The sequence below is a fragment of the Streptomyces sp. NBC_01408 genome (assembly GCF_026340255.1).
Lineage (GTDB): Bacteria > Actinomycetota > Actinomycetes > Streptomycetales > Streptomycetaceae > Streptomyces.
Map to the genome: position 1 here is coordinate 1,975,321 of NZ_JAPEPJ010000001.1, position 15,970 is coordinate 1,991,290.

General features: G+C 70.9%; 14 protein-coding genes. 5 read left to right on the forward strand and 9 right to left on the reverse strand.

Annotated elements, in window-relative coordinates; all coding sequences use genetic code 11:
- The first annotated feature begins 61 nt into the window (after positions 1-61).
- The 3 genes from OG447_RS09295 to OG447_RS09305 all read left to right on the forward strand — a co-directional run bounded on the left by OG447_RS09295 (position 62) and on the right by OG447_RS09305 (position 1,601).
- Positions 62-553 carry a BlaI/MecI/CopY family transcriptional regulator gene (locus OG447_RS09295; RefSeq protein WP_266936002.1) on the forward strand — a complete coding sequence of 164 codons (492 nt, stop codon included), beginning with the start codon at positions 62-64 and terminating at the stop codon, positions 551-553.
- Positions 554-564: 11 nt separating this feature from the next.
- Complete coding sequence (locus OG447_RS09300) at positions 565-1,095, forward strand: amino-acid N-acetyltransferase (RefSeq protein WP_266936003.1); 531 nt, start codon at positions 565-567, stop codon at positions 1,093-1,095.
- A gap of 164 nt (positions 1,096-1,259) precedes the next feature.
- On the forward strand, positions 1,260-1,601 hold the full coding sequence (locus OG447_RS09305; protein WP_266936004.1) for an Lsr2 family protein: 342 nt from the start codon (positions 1,260-1,262) through the stop codon (positions 1,599-1,601).
- On the opposite strand, the gene OG447_RS09310 is transcribed toward OG447_RS09305, so the two are convergent.
- The gene (locus OG447_RS09310; RefSeq protein ID WP_266936005.1) at positions 1,580-2,185 is read right to left on the reverse strand and encodes an SCO3374 family protein; all 606 of its coding nucleotides are present in this window, start codon (positions 2,183-2,185) and stop codon (positions 1,580-1,582) included. The genes OG447_RS09305 and OG447_RS09310 overlap by 22 nt on opposite strands.
- A gap of 463 nt (positions 2,186-2,648) precedes the next feature.
- Between OG447_RS09310 and OG447_RS09315 the strand changes: the two genes are divergently transcribed.
- Positions 2,649-5,174, forward strand: a complete 2,526-nt coding sequence (locus OG447_RS09315; protein ID WP_266936006.1) for an ATP-dependent Clp protease ATP-binding subunit — start codon at positions 2,649-2,651, stop codon at positions 5,172-5,174.
- Between the two features lie 95 nt (positions 5,175-5,269).
- Here OG447_RS09315 and OG447_RS09320 read toward each other — a convergent pair whose 3' ends face one another.
- A complete protein-coding gene (locus tag OG447_RS09320) occupies positions 5,270-8,335 on the reverse strand; it encodes an NACHT domain-containing NTPase (RefSeq protein ID WP_266936007.1) in 3,066 nt (1,021 codons plus the stop codon).
- A gap of 341 nt (positions 8,336-8,676) precedes the next feature.
- Here OG447_RS09320 and OG447_RS09325 point away from each other — a divergent pair, with 341 nt between their 5' ends.
- A complete protein-coding gene (locus OG447_RS09325) occupies positions 8,677-9,318 on the forward strand; it encodes a M23 family metallopeptidase (protein WP_266936008.1) in 642 nt (213 codons plus the stop codon).
- Between the two features lie 110 nt (positions 9,319-9,428).
- Here the strand turns inward: OG447_RS09325 and OG447_RS09330 are convergent, their stop codons facing one another.
- The 7 genes from OG447_RS09330 to OG447_RS09360 all read right to left on the reverse strand — a co-directional run bounded on the left by OG447_RS09330 (position 9,429) and on the right by OG447_RS09360 (position 15,927).
- On the reverse strand, positions 9,429-10,634 hold the full coding sequence (locus tag OG447_RS09330) for a LamG-like jellyroll fold domain-containing protein (protein WP_266936009.1): 1,206 nt from the start codon (positions 10,632-10,634) through the stop codon (positions 9,429-9,431).
- A gap of 90 nt (positions 10,635-10,724) precedes the next feature.
- Positions 10,725-12,041 carry a two-component system sensor histidine kinase CseC gene (cseC, locus tag OG447_RS09335; protein ID WP_266936010.1) on the reverse strand — a complete coding sequence of 439 codons (1,317 nt, stop codon included), beginning with the start codon at positions 12,039-12,041 and terminating at the stop codon, positions 10,725-10,727.
- Positions 12,038-12,748, reverse strand: coding sequence for a two-component system response regulator CseB (gene cseB, locus OG447_RS09340; RefSeq protein ID WP_266936011.1), 711 nt, complete (start codon positions 12,746-12,748; stop codon positions 12,038-12,040). The genes cseC and cseB overlap by 4 nt, the downstream gene beginning before the upstream one ends.
- 74 nt (positions 12,749-12,822) lie before the next feature.
- On the reverse strand, positions 12,823-13,491 hold the full coding sequence (locus OG447_RS09345; protein ID WP_266936012.1) for a hypothetical protein: 669 nt from the start codon (positions 13,489-13,491) through the stop codon (positions 12,823-12,825).
- Between the two features lie 38 nt (positions 13,492-13,529).
- The gene (locus OG447_RS09350) at positions 13,530-14,090 is read right to left on the reverse strand and encodes a SigE family RNA polymerase sigma factor (protein WP_069920779.1); all 561 of its coding nucleotides are present in this window, start codon (positions 14,088-14,090) and stop codon (positions 13,530-13,532) included.
- Between the two features lie 206 nt (positions 14,091-14,296).
- On the reverse strand, positions 14,297-15,289 hold the full coding sequence (locus tag OG447_RS09355) for an A/G-specific adenine glycosylase (protein ID WP_266936013.1): 993 nt from the start codon (positions 15,287-15,289) through the stop codon (positions 14,297-14,299).
- A 23-nt stretch (positions 15,290-15,312) separates the two neighbouring features.
- Positions 15,313-15,927, reverse strand: a complete 615-nt coding sequence (locus OG447_RS09360) for a phosphatase PAP2 family protein (RefSeq protein WP_266936014.1) — start codon at positions 15,925-15,927, stop codon at positions 15,313-15,315.
- Positions 15,928-15,970 lie beyond the last annotated feature (43 nt).

A 15,970-nucleotide genomic window follows, 5' to 3' on the forward strand; every position in this document is an offset into this window, starting at 1 on the left:
TGTTGCGCGTTGTCGACCCAATAGCCGGGCAATTCCATACATACCGCACTATCGTGCTGCTGTGCCTCGCCCCTTGGGAGATCTCGAAGACGCAGTCATGACGCGGGTGTGGCAGTGGAACCGCCCGGTCACCGTTCGGGAAGTACTGGAAGACCTTCAGCAGGAACGGTCCATCGCCTACACCACGGTCATGACCGTTATGGACAATCTTCATCAGAAGGGCTGGGTCCGCCGGGAGGCGGAAGGCCGCGCCTATCGATATACGGCCGTCTCCACCCGCGCCGCCTACTCGGCCGCACTGATGAACGAAGCCTGGTCGACGAGCGACAACCCCGCGGCCGCTCTCGTCGCCTTCTTCGGCATGATGTCCGCGGAACAGCGCGAAGCCCTCCGCGACGCCGTACGGATCGTCCAGCACGACGACGAGTCCGCCGCGGAACCCTCGACGGAACCCTCCGCAGAACCCGCCGCCGAAGCACCGTCCGCCCAGGCGCCCGCGGAGCCCGAAGCAGAAGAGGGCTCCGCCGCGCGGCGGGACGAGCCGGGGCGATAACGTCCGGGGCCATGGGAGAGTTTTCCACTGCACACGCAGAAACAGTGACGATCCGCCGCGCCCGCACCGGTGATGTTCCCGCGCTGCGCCGCCTGCTCGACCAGTACGTGCAGCAGCGGATCCTCCTCGACAAAGCGCCCGTCGTCCTTTACGAGGACATCCAGGAGTTCTGGGTCGCGGAACGCGCCTTGGACGGCCAGGTGGTGGGCTGCGGCGCTCTCCACGTCATGTGGGAAGACCTCGCCGAAGTCCGCACTCTCGCCGTCGACCGCGAGTTGAAGGGCGGCGGAGTCGGCCACCGGGTGCTGGAGCAGTTGTTGCGCACGGCCCGCGATCTGGGGGTCAGCCGGGTTTTCTGCCTGACCTTCGAAGTGGACTTCTTCACGAAGCACGGCTTCGTCGAGATCGGCGAGACCCCCGTCGAGACCGATGTGTACATGGAGCTCCTGCGTTCCTATGACGAGGGTGTCGCCGAGTTCCTCGGTCTCGAACGAGTGAAGCCGAACACCTTGGGCAACAGTCGGATGCTTCTGCACCTCTGATCGATCACCCCGGCTATTCCGGCGCTCGGCAGGCCTGTGGCCTATGTCCGAATCGCGCACGTTTCCCGCCCTGTTGCGGTCTCGAACCTCTCCCGGGGGTTTGTGTTTTCCTGGCAAAAGCGGTTTCCTTTCCGCGTACTGCTTTTCGATGAAAGGAAATCCCGGTGGCACAGAAGGTTCAGGTCCTTCTTGTCGACGACCTCGACGGTGTCGAGGCGGACGAGACGGTGACGTTCGCTCTGGACGGCAAGACCTACGAGATCGACCTCACCACCGCCAACGCTGAAAAGCTCCGCGGTCTGCTCGAACCGTTCACCAAGGGCGGCCGCCGCACCGGTGGCCGCGCCACCTCCGCCCGTGCCAAGGGCGGCCGTGCCTCCGCGACGACCGGAAACCCGGACACCGCCGAGATTCGCGCGTGGGCCAAGGAGAACGGTTACAACGTGAACGACCGCGGCCGTGTCCCGGCCGACATCCGCGAGGCCTACGAGAAGGCCAAGGGCTGACCCACGGAGCCGCGCACCGGCGTGCGGGCCCTGCGTCGCAGACGCGCGCGGTGGCATTCCGTCGCCGCCGCGGCGACCAGGCGTACGAGATCGGGCCCGTGGGCGGGTCCGGTGCCCTGCCCAGGACCGGGCAGGGACGGCAGAAGCGCCTCGCATCCCCGCTCGGGGGGTCGCAGCCACACAGCGGCCCCCCGGGGACTCTCGCCGAGGGCGGAGACCGGGGGAGCGGGGGCGGCGATCCGGCCACCCGCACCCAGGGCGGTCAGATCCAGGGCGACCCCGCCCCATTCCAGCCAGTCGAGCAACCCGTCCAGCTCCTCTGCGCTGCCCGCGGCCACCAGGAACCGCATCCGGCGCCCCGCCACCGCCACCGGACCCGTCCTGACCCGCCTGCGCAGCAGCGCCGTCCCCGCATCGGACGGCAGCTCCAGGACGTCGAACCGGGTCCCGGTGACGAGCTGGGCGGGCGGACCGTCCACGAGGGTCCAGCCGGGCACCCGCTCGTACCAGGAGGCGTACGCGTCCTCCTCGGGCGCGACGCGGGGCGAGGGGACGCTGACGGCGCTCACGGTGCTGACGGCCATGCCCGGAGCAACTCCGGAATCGGCGGCGGGTTACGGGTGTCGTGACACACCGCACCCGGTGCAATGCGGAACGTAAACATCCGTAGGGTCGCGACCCAACATTTGAGACGCAATCGTGTTCGCCCGTAGCGGAGGGAACCGTCGTCACCGGCATGGAGTGTCAGTCCTTACGGGTAAGACATTCCTAGTGGATCGGGGCGACACGCTGATTTGACCGGCTTCCGTTCGCCGTCGGCGTACACGTGTGACGGGTATCTGCCTGGCCTGCGGGAACATCGTCTCGCACCATCGGGTTGGAGCAGTTGTCGGCTCTTCAAGCCGGTTTTCCTCACCGATGTGGGGGTGAGCCGCGGACGGATGTCGGCAGTTGGAATGAGCTGTCCCGCCCCGCGGGACTAGCATGCGGAAGGACAGGGCGGGGACCGACCCCGAACTGCCCGACCGCTCTGAGGAGCGATAAACGATGTTCGAGAGGTTCACCGACCGCGCGCGGCGGGTTGTCGTCCTGGCTCAGGAAGAAGCCCGGATGCTCAACCACAACTACATCGGCACCGAGCACATCCTCCTGGGCTTGATCCACGAGGGTGAGGGTGTCGCCGCTAAGGCCCTGGAGAGCCTCGGGATTTCGCTCGAGGCTGTTCGCCAGCAGGTTGAGGAGATCATCGGACAGGGGCAGCAGGCCCCTTCCGGCCACATCCCCTTCACCCCGCGGGCGAAGAAGGTCCTGGAGCTGTCGCTCCGAGAGGCCCTCCAGCTCGGCCACAACTACATCGGCACCGAGCACATCCTGCTCGGCCTGATCCGCGAGGGCGAGGGCGTCGCCGCCCAGGTCCTCGTGAAGCTGGGCGCCGATCTCAACAGGGTCCGGCAGCAGGTCATCCAGCTGCTCTCCGGTTACTCCGGGGGCGGCAAGGAGTCGGCCACGGCCGGCGGACCGGCCGAGGGCACGCCCTCGACCTCGCTCGTCCTGGACCAGTTCGGCCGCAACCTCACCCAGGCTGCCCGCGAATCCAAGCTCGACCCGGTCATCGGGCGCGAGAAGGAGATCGAGCGGGTCATGCAGGTGCTGTCCCGCCGGACCAAGAACAACCCCGTCCTGATCGGCGAGCCCGGCGTCGGCAAGACCGCCGTCGTCGAGGGCCTGGCCCAGGCGATCGTCAAGGGCGAGGTGCCCGAGACCCTCAAGGACAAGCACCTTTACACGCTTGACCTCGGTGCCCTGGTCGCGGGCTCCCGCTACCGCGGTGACTTCGAGGAGCGCCTGAAGAAGGTCCTCAAGGAGATCCGCACCCGCGGCGACATCATCCTGTTCATCGACGAGCTCCACACCCTGGTGGGTGCGGGCGCCGCCGAGGGCGCGATCGACGCCGCCAGCATCCTGAAGCCCATGCTGGCCCGTGGTGAGCTCCAGACCATCGGTGCCACGACGCTCGACGAGTACCGCAAGCACCTTGAGAAGGACGCCGCGCTCGAGCGCCGCTTCCAGCCGATCCAGGTGGCGGAGCCTTCCCTCCCCCACACGATCGAGATCCTCAAGGGCCTGCGCGACCGTTACGAGGCCCACCACCGCGTCTCCATCACGGACTCGGCTCTCGTGGCCGCGGCGACTCTGGCCGACCGGTACATCTCGGACCGCTTCCTCCCGGACAAGGCGATCGACCTGATCGACGAGGCCGGCTCCAGGATGCGCATCCGCCGGATGACCGCGCCGCCGGACCTCCGCGAGTTCGACGAGAAGATCGCGAACGTGCGGCGCGACAAGGAGTCGGCCATCGACTCCCAGGACTTCGAGAAGGCGGCCTCTCTCCGTGACAAGGAGAAGCAGCTGCTGGCGGGGAAGACCAAGCGCGAGAAGGAATGGAAGTCCGGCGACATGGACGTCGTCGCCGAGGTCGACGAGGAGCTCATCGCCGAAGTCCTCGCGACCGCGACCGGCATTCCCGTCTTCAAGCTCACCGAGGAGGAGTCCTCGCGACTGCTCCGCATGGAGGACGAGCTCCACCGTCGGGTCATCGGCCAGAAGGACGCCATCAAGGCGCTCTCCCAGGCGATCCGCCGTACCCGTGCGGGTCTGAAGGACCCGAAGCGCCCGGGTGGCTCGTTCATCTTCGCCGGTCCGTCCGGTGTCGGTAAGACCGAGCTCTCCAAGACGCTCGCCGAATTCCTCTTCGGCGACGAGGACGCGCTGATCGCCCTCGACATGTCGGAGTTCAGCGAGAAGCACACGGTTTCCCGTCTCTTCGGTTCGCCCCCCGGCTACGTGGGCTACGAAGAGGGCGGCCAGCTCACCGAGAAGGTGCGCCGGAAGCCGTTCTCCGTCGTCCTCTTCGACGAGGTCGAGAAGGCTCACCCGGATATCTTCAATTCCCTTCTCCAGATCCTGGAGGACGGTCGCCTGACCGACTCCCAGGGCCGGGTCGTGGACTTCAAGAACACGGTCATCATCATGACGACCAACCTGGGTACGCGGGACATCTCGAAGGGCTTCAACCTGGGCTTCGCGGCCCAGGGCGACACGAAGACCAACTACGACCGGATGAAGGCGAAGGTCAACGAAGAGCTCAAGCAGCACTTCCGGCCCGAGTTCCTCAACCGTGTCGACGACACGGTCGTCTTCCACCAGCTCACCGAGGAAGACATCATCCAGATCGTCGACCTGATGATCGCCAAGGTCGACGAGCGCCTGAAGGACCGCGACATGGGCATCGAGCTGAGCGGCGACGCGAAGCTCCTGCTCGCCAAGCGCGGTTACGACCCGATCATGGGCGCCCGCCCGCTGCGCCGGACCATCCAGCGCGAGATCGAGGACGCGCTGTCGGAGAAGATCCTCTTCGGCGAGCTGCGTCCCGGTCAGATCGTGGTCGTCGGCAAGGAGGGTGAGGGCGAGGAAGCCAAGTTCACCTTCCGCGGCGAGGAGAAGTCGGCTCTGCCGGACCTCCCCCCGATCGAGGCCACGGGCTCCGGCCCGGACCTGTCGAAGGGCGCGTGAGCACCGCGTAGCGGTAGCTGTACGAAGGGGCGGCCCCGGGACCGAAAGGTTCCGGGGCCGCCCCTTTTTGCCGGACGCCCACTGCGGTCACAGCACTAGCCGGCCGGGGTGGTCTGGGCCTCGGGGAAGTGGTGGCCCACCTGCCGCACCGTGTCGGGATCCGCCTCTGACGGCATCCCGTACAGGCGCACGGTCCGGATCAGCGGCAGCCGGAGCGTGCCGGGGAGGTGTGCGAGGGCCTGCGGCGGGACCGTCAGCTCCCGCAGCTTCCGCAGCGATGCGATGATCTGCCAGTCCGATGGCCCGGCGGGGACCCAGGTGTCGGGGAGCCGCAGGATGCGCAGATCGCCGTGGCGGGCCAGACCGGCCAGGGAACCGGGGGACTGGCCGAGCCCGAGCGCCCGCAGGGAGGCGCGCGGGGAGAGGTCGGCGAGGGACCAGGGAGCGTGCGGCCCGCTCAGCGAGAGCTGGCGCAGCGCCTCCCAGCCCGCGGTCACGGCCGCGACGTCCAGGGGCCCGTCCAGGTGGAGCTGTGCGCGCTCGACGGGCAGTCCGGCCAGTGCGCCCAGGTCCGTCAGGGCCGGGCAGTCCCTGATCGTCACGGTCCGCAGGAAGTGTTCTCCCCGCAGGAAGCCGAGGCCGGTCAGCCGGGTGTTGCCGCGGATGCGCAGGGCGGTGATGCGGGTGCGGCGCCGGTAGGCCGCCAGGCCCTCGGAGGAGACGGGGCCCGCCACGTTCAGGCGTTCCTGCGGGGCGAACTCACCGAGCGCCTCCAGTTCGGCGTCCGAGTGGACGGCCAGGGTCTCGGGGATCCGGGGGAGCCGGGCGATGACCTCCTCGGCGTACAGCCTGCTGTCGAACCTCGGCCAGAACTCCGCCAGCCTGCTCTGCACCAGCGCGGAGTCCTGGCGGGCGTAGCGGGCCAGCAGGGGGATGGCGAGGTCGGAGCCGACCGAGCCGGCCGCCACGACCGTGTAGTACCCGAGGCCCTCCAGCGTGGCCGCCTCGGGGCCGGGCAGCAGGTCGAGCACCAGCGGGCCGACCCGGCCGAGCGCGTAGGCGGCCTGGAGGCTCGTCGGCGGGATCAGGGCCCCGGCGGCGGCCTCCACCTCGCGGCGCAGCACCGGGTCCAGCTCGGCGGCGTACTCCAGGGAGGCGAACGCGAGCAGCACGGAGCGGTGCGAGGGCGTGGCGAGCAGCCCCCGGATCACTGCCTCGCGGTCGCGGGGGCGGCCCTGGGCGACCGCCATGCGGATGACGTCCTCCCACTGGTCGGCCTCGGCGTGGCCGGCCAGCTCCCCGAAGCCGGCCTCGTCCAGGGCGGCCCGCGCGCCGAGGAAGTCCTGGAAGGTGCGGTGGACGAACTCGACGGTGTCCTCGGTCGGGGCCCGCAGCAGCCCGGTCCGCTCCACGAGGTGCTTCAGCACGGCCGGGGCCGCGCCCAGGACCCGGCCCGCCTCCTCCACGGCGGGCAGCGCGTCCGCGATGAGGTCCTCGGCCACGCTCCGGTCCATTTCGGTGCGGCCGTTGCGGATCAGCCAGTACGCCAGCCGCTGGAGCAACTGGAGCTGCGGTTCCTCGGCGATCTCCGGCAGGGGGACGTCCCGTTCCTTGTCGCGCCGGTGGAGCAGCATCGACAGGGCCGCCGTGTACAGCTCCTTGCGTCCGGAGGGCAGGAAGCCGCGCCGCTCCCGGTGCAGGGCGCAGATCATGCCGCACAGCAGCGGGTTGGTCGCCAGCCGGGCCAGATCCGGTTTGGTGCGTATGGAGTGCAGCAGCTGGGTCCGCAGTTCGGGCAGGGCCGCGTCCCGGACGGCGACGCCCGTGACCGCGGCGGTGTGCCAGCGCTCGACGAAGGCCCGGACGTTCGCCGGGGTCATGGGGGTCAGGAGCACCTCGTCGAAGCCCTCCGCGGCCAGCCAGTCCTGCCGCACCGCCGAGGGGCGGGAGGTGAGAAGCCACTGGTTGTCCGGGTAGGCGGTGATCTGTCTGGCCAGCCAGTCCCGGGCGCGCGGGCGCTCGGCTTCCGGGATCTCGTCGATCCCGTCCACCAACAGCAGGGCGCGCCCGTGGCGCAGCACCCGGTTTTCCCAGCCCTGCGGGACCTCCCCGGCCAGCGGGGAGCTGTTCAGGAACCCGCCGGCTTGGGGCAGCTGCTCGCCGTTGCGGGTGAGGCTGCGCAGCGGGAGGACGAAGGGGATCCGGCCGTCCTTGCCGTCCTTCCCGTCCTGGGCGGCCCGGACGGCGAGCCACTGGCACAGCGTGGTCTTCCCGGAACCGGCTTCGCCGCGCAGCAGGACCCGCTCGTGCTCGGTGAAGAGCTGGTCGGCGGGGAGGTGCAACCGGGCGGGCCCCTCTTCCACGGGCCCGGCAGCCGCTGACGGCCCGGCCTCCGGCAGCGGCTCTGCCTCCGGCAGTGGCCCGGTTTCCGGCAGTGGCCCGGTCTCCGCGTCGGGCGCGGGCCCGGTGACCTCCAGGCTCACGTACGCCGCGTCCAGTGGCCAGCGCGAGGAGCCAGGGGCCAGGTCCAGGCCGAAGATGGTGAGGGCGCTGTGGCGCTCGGCCAGGTAGGCCAGATAGCGCTCCTCGAAGGCCGCGTCCCGCGCGTCCGGCAGGTGGCCCCGCCTCAGTAGCTCGTCGAGCTTGTCGATGGCCTCGGCGAGTTGTCTTTTCTGCTCCATGAGGGTCGCGGCGACGTAGGTCGAGCGCTGGGTGAAGAAGTGCAGGATGTGCAGGCAGGCCAGGTCGAGCAGCCGGTCGTGGAACAGCTCGGCGTCCCGGGACAGTCCGGTGGGCGGTGCGGCGGCCCGCAGTTTCCGGGCGAAGGCCTGCGGCCCGAGGTCCACGGCCTGCGCGTCCGAGAGGGTCAGGTCGCCCAGCGCCCGCAGGGTCGCCGTGAGGGCGGCCGCCACTCCGGCTTCCTCGCCGCGCGGCAGGGGGCGCTCGCCGGGGGCCCGTAACGCCTTCTTCACCAGATCCTCGGCTAGCCCGCGCAGGTCGTCGCCGTCGAGGTCGCGCTTCTCGCGCCATGCGACGTAGGAGGAGAACCGCCACGGCCGGTCCACCAGGCCCGCGCCCGCACCCTCCCCCTGGAACAGCTTCTTGACGAAGGGGCTCAGAACCCCCGAGGCCAGCCGGATACCCGCCACCGATGCGTCCACGACGCTGGAGCGTACTTGCGGTTGCCCGCCGATGGTCCTGGATCGGCCAGTCGGAGGTCCTGCCCCGGTGACAAGCCGCACAGGGCAAAACGGACGTACTAGGCGGATTCGTAGATCCAAAGGGCCCTGGAACAAGACCTCCGCCGCAGGAGGGAGCCCGTCAACCGGGCCGAGAGGGCGGACCGTCCTACGAGCCCCGGTAGTAACGGGGACGTTTGGGGAAGTCCGGGGGTGCGGGTTACCAAGGATGAGCCCACCCGGCACAGGCCATCGTGCCGGGTCACTTCATGCCTCTAGAGGGCGTGAACCCGCCCTTGTCCCCGGCCCCGGAGGTCTCCTTCATGTCCGCGAAGCGCGTCAACACCCCCCGTACCCGTATTGCCGTCGGCGTAACCGCTCTCGGTGCCGTTTTCGCTCTCGGGGCCGGGGCGACCGCCGCCTTCGCCGACACGACGCAGACCGCCCTCACCGGGACCGCCCAGCTGGTTGCCGAGCAGGCGACCGTCCAGGCCGCGCAGGCCGCCAAGGCCAAGGCCGCCGCCGAGCCCGGCGCCGCGAAGACCTCGCTGTGGATCAAGCCGCTGGACAAGTACACGCTGTCCGCGACCTTCGGCAAGGGCGGCAGCATGTGGTCCCACAAGCACTCCGGCCAGGACTTCGCCGTCCCGGTCGGCACCCCGGTCAAGGCCACGGCCGCCGGCGTCGTCGTCAAGGCCGGCCCCAACGGTGGCGGCGACGGCCCCGCCTACGGCAACGCCGTCGTGATCAAGCACGCGAACAACACGTACTCGCAGTACGCGCACCTCTCGAAGATCCAGGTCAAGATCGGCCAGAAGGTCTCCGTCAAGCAGCGGATCGCCCTGTCCGGCAACACCGGCAACTCCAGCGGCCCGCACCTGCACTTCGAGATCCGCACCACGCCGAACTACGGCTCGGCCGTCAACCCGGTCGCCTTCCTGCGCAACGCCGGCGTCAGCATCTGACCCGTCCCCCGCTGAACCTCCAGGAGCCCGGCCGCCGAGCGGCCGGGCTCCGGCCGTTCAGCGGGTCAGCGGGTCAGGAGGTCAGCGGGCCCGCCGTCCGCGGTCGCCGGTCAGGTGAGCAGCCAGGAGTGCGTCGGCTTCACCGTCGCGCCGAGCTTGCCCTCCTTGTACGCGGTCGCCTGCTCAGCCGTGAGGGCGGAGTCGTAGATCCGGATGTTGTGCAGGGCGCCCTGCCAGGGTCCGGTCCAGATGTTGTGGTGCTTGGACCGGCCCAGCTGGAGCGGGCCCTGCGCCTGCCAGATCGGCGGAACCGGGGTCTCGCCGGCCTTCTTCCCGTCGACGTAGAGGGCGATGAGCTTCTTCTCGGCGTCGTACGTCGCCATCAGCATCGTCGCGGTCTTGACCATGCTCAGCCCCTCGGCGGCGACGGTCCGCGTGGTCGCGGCGGCGCCCTTGTCTCCCGTCTGCACGCGGAAGATCCAGGCCTGCTTGCCGTTCACCTCGTTCACGCCCAGCTCGAAGGAGAACGACTCCCCGTCGCCCTGGCTCACCGCGATGTGCGAGCCCTTGGTGGCGGAGTTGTAGACGCGGGCCGTGACGGTGAAGCTCTTGGACACGTCCACGACCGGCTCCGCGGACTGCGCGAAGGAGTTCCCGGTCCCCTTGCCCACGATCTGGAACCGCGAGCCCAGCGGACCGAGCTTCATGTCGGGGCCCAGCCGGATGCCGGTCTGCCCGTTGCTGTCGCGCAGCAGGGTCGCGTCCCCCTCGACGGTGGGGCTGTAGGCGGGCGCCTTCGACCCGCCCGACTCCTCCGGGGTGGGGGACGAGGACACCGAGGGCTGGCTGTCGGCCTCGCTCGGCTTGTCGCTGTCGCCGGCCAGCAGGAAGAACGTTCCGCCGCCCGCGAGCAGCGCCAGTACGGTCACCCCGCCGCCCAGCATCCACAGCCGCTTCTTGCGCCGCTCGGCCGCGGACCGGTCGGCCATCGCCTCCCAGTCCGGCTGGTCCGCGGCCGGGGCCGGCGCGAACAGCTGCCCCTGCTCGGGCTGGTTCGGCTGCTGCGGGGGCCACTGCCCCCCGGCCGCGCCCGGAGCCGCGGGCTCCTGCTGGTACGGGTTCGGCTGCCCCTGCTGCGGGAAGCCGTAGCCGCCGTCGGCTATCGGCCCGGAGGGGTAGCCGTAGCCGCCCTGCGCGGGCGGGCCCGGCGGGGAGCCGTAGCCGCCGGACGCGGGCGGCCCCGGCGGGAACCCGTAACCGCTGCTCCCCGGGGAGGGCTCGGGCTGCGGGTTGCTGGGGGGAATCGCGTCGCTCATGCCACGGATGCTAAGTCACGCCCCCGCCGCGATGAACGGCCCGGTACTGATCGGGCCCCGGGGACGCGACCCGACCCGTCCCGACCTGCCCTAGTGCTGGGGCAGCTGGATCACGGGGAAGCTGCCCGTCGCCGTCGGCGCGTGCTCCGGCAGCCACAGCACCGCCACCGCGCCGGCCGCGGAGCCCTCGCGGTCCGCCCCGCCCGGAGCGGCCACGTTGCGGAAGGTCAGCCGGGCGCCCAGGACCCGCGCCTGCCCCTCCGCGATGGTCAGCCCCAGCCCGTGCCCCACGCCCGCGCGGTCCGTCGATCCGGTGCGGAAGCGGCTCGGCCCCTCGCGCAGCAGGGCCTCCGGGAAGCCCGGACCGTGGTCCCGGACCCGTACGACCCGGCCCTCGACGTCGACCTGGACCGGCGGCTGCCCGTACCGGGCGGCGTTGGCCAGCAGGTTGCCCAGGATCCGCTCCAGCCGCCGCGGGTCGGTGCTGACGATCTCGTCCGCGACGATCCGTACGGTCGCCTCGGGCATCAGCGCCGTCACCCGGCGGCTCACGAACTCGCCCAGCGCCACTTCCTGGAGCTCCGCCCGCTCGGACGCGCTGTCCAGCCGGGCCACCTCCAGCACGTCCTCGACCAGGGCGCGCATCGCCTGCGCCCGGTCCCGCACCAGCTCGGTCGGCCGCCCCGGAGGCAGCAGTTCCGCTGCGGTCAGCAGGCCCGTCACCGGGGTCCGCAGCTCGTGCGCGATGTCCGCGGTCACCCGCCGCTCGGCCTCCAGCCGCTGCTGGAGGGCGTCGGCCATGGCGTCCACCGCCCGGGCCAGGTCGTCGGTCTCGTCCCGTACGACTCCGCCGACCGCGTCCCGGACCCGTACCTCGGGATCCCCGTGGGCCACCCGCTGCGCGGCGGCGGCCGCCTTGCGCAGCCGGCGCGAGATCTGCCCGCCGATGAGCACGCCGAGCGCCGAGCCGCCGATCACCACGGCGAGGGAGCCGACGACCAGGGCCCGGTCCAGGTCGCGCACCATGTTGGCGCTCTCCCGGAACTGGCTGTGCAATGACAGCGCCTGCCCGTTGCCGAGCGGCACCGCCGCCCAGACCTCCTGGATCCCGCCCGGGGTCTCCTGGACGTAGGTCCCGCGCCGCCCCGACTGCACCTTCTGCCGCAGCTGGGAGGGCAGGTCGGGGTCGTTGATCTTGAAGCCGAGGGGCGGCTTGCGCCCGGCGTCGACAATGCGGGACATGAACTGGACGCGGTCCAGCTGCACCTCGCGGGCGCTCTCCAGCATCGACACCCGGGCAGCGCTGTGCACCACCAGACTCAGCGCGACCGCGGTGAGCGCGCCGACGGCGGCGATGGCGAGTGTGATCTTCCAGCGGATCCCGGTACGGAGGGTGAAGCGCCTCATGGTTTGAGCTTGTATCCGAAGCCCCGGACCGTCTCGATCCGGTCCTGTCCGATCTTCGTGCGCAGCCGCTGGACGTGGACGTCGACGACCCGGGTGTCGCCGCCCCAGTCGTAGTCCCAGACCCGCTCCAGCAGCCGGTCGCGGGACAGGACGGTGCCGGGCGCGGAGGAGAACTCCAGCAGCAGCCGCATCTCCGTCGGGGTCAGGGCCACGGCCGCACCCGCCTTGCGCACCTCCATGCCCTCCGTGTCCACCTGGAGGTCGCCGAAGCTGAGCACCCCGCGCTCCCCGGCCGGTCCCTCGTCGCCGCCCGCGCCGCCGTTCTGCGGGCCGCCGGCGTGGCCGAAGCGGCGCAGCACCGCGCGGATCCGGGCGACGAGCACCGAGCCGTCGAAGGGCTTGGTGACGTAGTCGTCGGCGCCCGCCTCCAGGCCCAGCACCACGTCGATGGAGTCGGCGCGCGCCGACAGCATGATCACGGGGACGGTGGACTCGTCGCGGATGCGCCGGCACAGGCTCACGCCGTCCATGCCGGGGACCATCACGTCGAGCAGCGCGATGTCGGGGCGGTCGGCCCGGAAGGACTCCAGGCCGGACAGGCCGTCGGGCATGGCGGTGACCACGAACCCGTCGCGCTCCAGCGCCAGGGTCGTGGCCTCACGGATGACGTCGTCGTCCTCCACGAACAGGACATGGGTCTCGGCCATACGGAAGACTCGCCTCGGTCCTTCGGTACTCGGTTCTTCGGTGTTGAGTTCTCGGGTGTTCGGTGCTGCCGGGTTCAGTTCTTCTGACTCGTGGCCGGGGCGGGCTGCCCGCCGTCGACCACGTTGCTGTACTCCGAGTGCACCCGGTCCTGCTCGGTGAACTTCTCCCCGTTCCAGCGGTACGTGATCACGTCCTCGCCCGACGGATAGGAGAGCGGCTCGCTCTTTCCGTAGACCGGCTTCGTGACGACCAGGTCGCCCCGGTCGATCTCCGCGTAGACGGGTGGCTGTTCGTCCGAGAACACATTCTCGTACGTTCCGCCGTCCGCGCGATACACGTACGAGCCCCGGCCCAGCGCGTCCGCGCAGGACAGCACGTTCACCACGATGTCGACGACGGTGTTCCCGGTGACCCGCCCGTAGCTCACGTCCACCGGGTACTCCTTGCCCGTGCAGGGCTTGAGTTCCCGCTTGACGTCGGCGCTGACCTTGGGGTCCGCCCTGAGCAGTGCGACCGGGTCGACCTTCTTCGCGGGCCTGCCGGAGGCGGCGGCGGAGGCCCCGGAGGAGGCGTCGGGCGAATCGGAGGCGGAGGGCTCGGCGTGCTCGGAGGCCGCGGACTGGACGGCCTTGGACATGGCGTCCGTACGGGCGGGACCGCCGTCGCGCAGGCCGGTGCCGCCCGTGGAGCAGCCGACGGCCAACAGCGCCGAGCCGACGAGGACGACCGTCCCCGCCGACATCAGCGCCAGTGAACTCCTGTCAGTCAGGCCTTGGCCATTCAGGCCGCGCACCGCTCACGCCCCTCGTACCGGATGGTGTGGTCCCCGCGTTCCAGCGCGCGCATGTCCAGGTCCCGGCTCTCCAACTCCTGCCGGAGGCGGGCCAGTGCGCGGTGCAGGGTGCTCTTCACGGTTCCCGCCGACATTCCGAGCGCCGCGGCCGTCTCCTCGGTGCTCATCTGCTCCCAGTGTCGCAGCACCACGACGCTGCGCTGCTTGGGCGCGAGGACCTTGAGGATGTCCATCAGCAGGGCGCGGTCGGCGCGCTGGTCCGAACCGTCCTCGACGGAGGCGTCGGGGAGCTGCTCGGTGGGGACTTCTTCGAGCTTGCGGGCACGCCACCACTCGGTGCGGGTGTTGATCATGACGCGGCGGAGGTAGGCGTCGGCCAGGGACTTGTCGGCGATGCCGTCCCAGCGGCCGTAGGTGCGCACGAGGGCGGTCTGCAGGAGGTCCTGGGCGTCGGTGGGGTCCGGGACCAGGCGCCGGGCACTGCGCAGCAGGGCGTCCTGCCGGGTGCGTACGTACTCTTCGAATTCGAGTACCTCGCCGTGCGCCATCTCAGACCGCCTCCGTTCCGTTCAACCGCTCGTCCGCTGGCTTACGGATCTGAAGGTACGGAGGGGTTGTCACGGGCCTGTGCGGGCCAGCCTTCGGTGGACGCACGGACAGCCATAGGTTATGTAACAGCGCCCTTGAGCTGCAGTTTCCCGGCCGGAAGCGGAATCTTCGAGTCAGTTTCGAGTGCCTCCGCGACCCCTGCGCATCACGCCCCGTCCACGCCTGGACCGGGCCCCGCGACCGTCTGCGGAAGCCGGTACATCCCTCCGGGCAGAGGCTCCACCAGCCCGTCGGAGACCAGCCCGTCCAAGGCCCGGGCGCGCTGCACCGGCTCGTCCCAGACCGTGTCCAGCACAGCTTGCGGAACCGCGCCCACCGCCTCCCGGAGCAGGGCGAGCAGTTTGCCGCGCACCTGCCGGTCGGTCCCCGCGTACGTCTGCCCGCGCCGCGGCGGCCCCTCGTGCGCGGGCTTCCCTGCGAGGCGCCACGCGCACAGCCCGGCCACCGGGCAGCGGGCGCAGTCCGGGCTCTTGGCCGTGCACACCAGCGCGCCCAGCTCCATCGACGCCGCCGCCCAGCGTGCCGCGACGTCCTCGTCCTCGGGCAGCAGGGCCCGCGCCAGGCGCCGTTCGGCGGCGGTGGTGGCGTTCGGCGGGTACTCGACCCCGGTGGTGGTCCGGGCGAAGACCCGCCGGACGTTGGTGTCGAGGACGGCGTGCCGCTGCCCGTACGCGAACGAGGCCACGGCGGCGGCCGTGTACTCGCCGATGCCGGGCAGCGAGAGCAGCTGCGCGTGCTCCCTGGGTACGTCGCCCCCGTGCCGCTCCGTTATCGCCAGCGCCGCGCCGTGCAGCCGCAGCGCCCTGCGCGGGTAGCCGAGCCGCCCCCAGGCCCGTACGGCCTCGCCGGGGGCCTCGGCGGCCAGGTCGGCGGGCCGGGGCCAGCGGGCGAGCCACTGCTCGTAGACCGGCAGGACCCGGCTGACGGGGGTCTGCTGGAGCATGAACTCGCTGACCATGACCCCCCAGGGGCCAGCCTCGGGACGGCGCCAGGGCAGGTCGCGGGCGTGCTCGTCGAACCACGCGATGACGGGGGAGTGCAGGGCGTGGGAGGCGTCGGTGACGGGGGCGGTGTCAGGGACGTCGGGGACGCCGGGGACGCCGGGGGTCTCGGGGGAGGAAGTGGGGGATGCAGTCATGGCAATCGGCATCCTGGCACGTTTCACACCTCACGTGCCGGGCCCGGACCGGTGAACCAGACGGCGGCGCGGATCCCGCTCGCCCGCATGGCGGCAGTGATTGTACTGATCGGACCGGTGAGCACCAGGACGACGAGCCCGGCCACTGCGCCGCCCAGCAGCAGGCCCACTGCGACGTCGTGCGGGTAGTGCACGCCGACGAAGACCCGGGAGAAGGCCATGAGCAGCGCGAGCGGCACGGTCAGCAGCGCGAGACGGCGTACCGCCAGGGTCAGCGCGACGGCGGCGGCGCCCGCGATGGCCGCATGGTTGCTGGGGAAGGACCAGTCGCCGGGGGCCGGGCACGCGATGAGCGAGGCCGCCGCCCCGGCCACGGCGCGGCAGGGCCGCTCCTCGTCCACGACGGACTTCAGCGACTCCGAGGCGGCGTACGCGACGGCGGTGGCCGGCGGCGCGAGGACGGCGAGTGCCACCGCGCGGTTGCCGCGGCTGCAGCGGGCCCGCCACCAGACGGCTATGAAGAGCGCGCCGAAGAGCAGGAGTCCGTACTCCGTCCACACTTCGAAGACCGACCGGACCCAGGAGGGTGTCGTGTGGGCGAAGTCGGTGATGTCGCGGTAGAGGCCGGAGCTGTTCATGGTTACCGACCGTACTCAGGCCGGAATCACCTCCGCGTCGGAC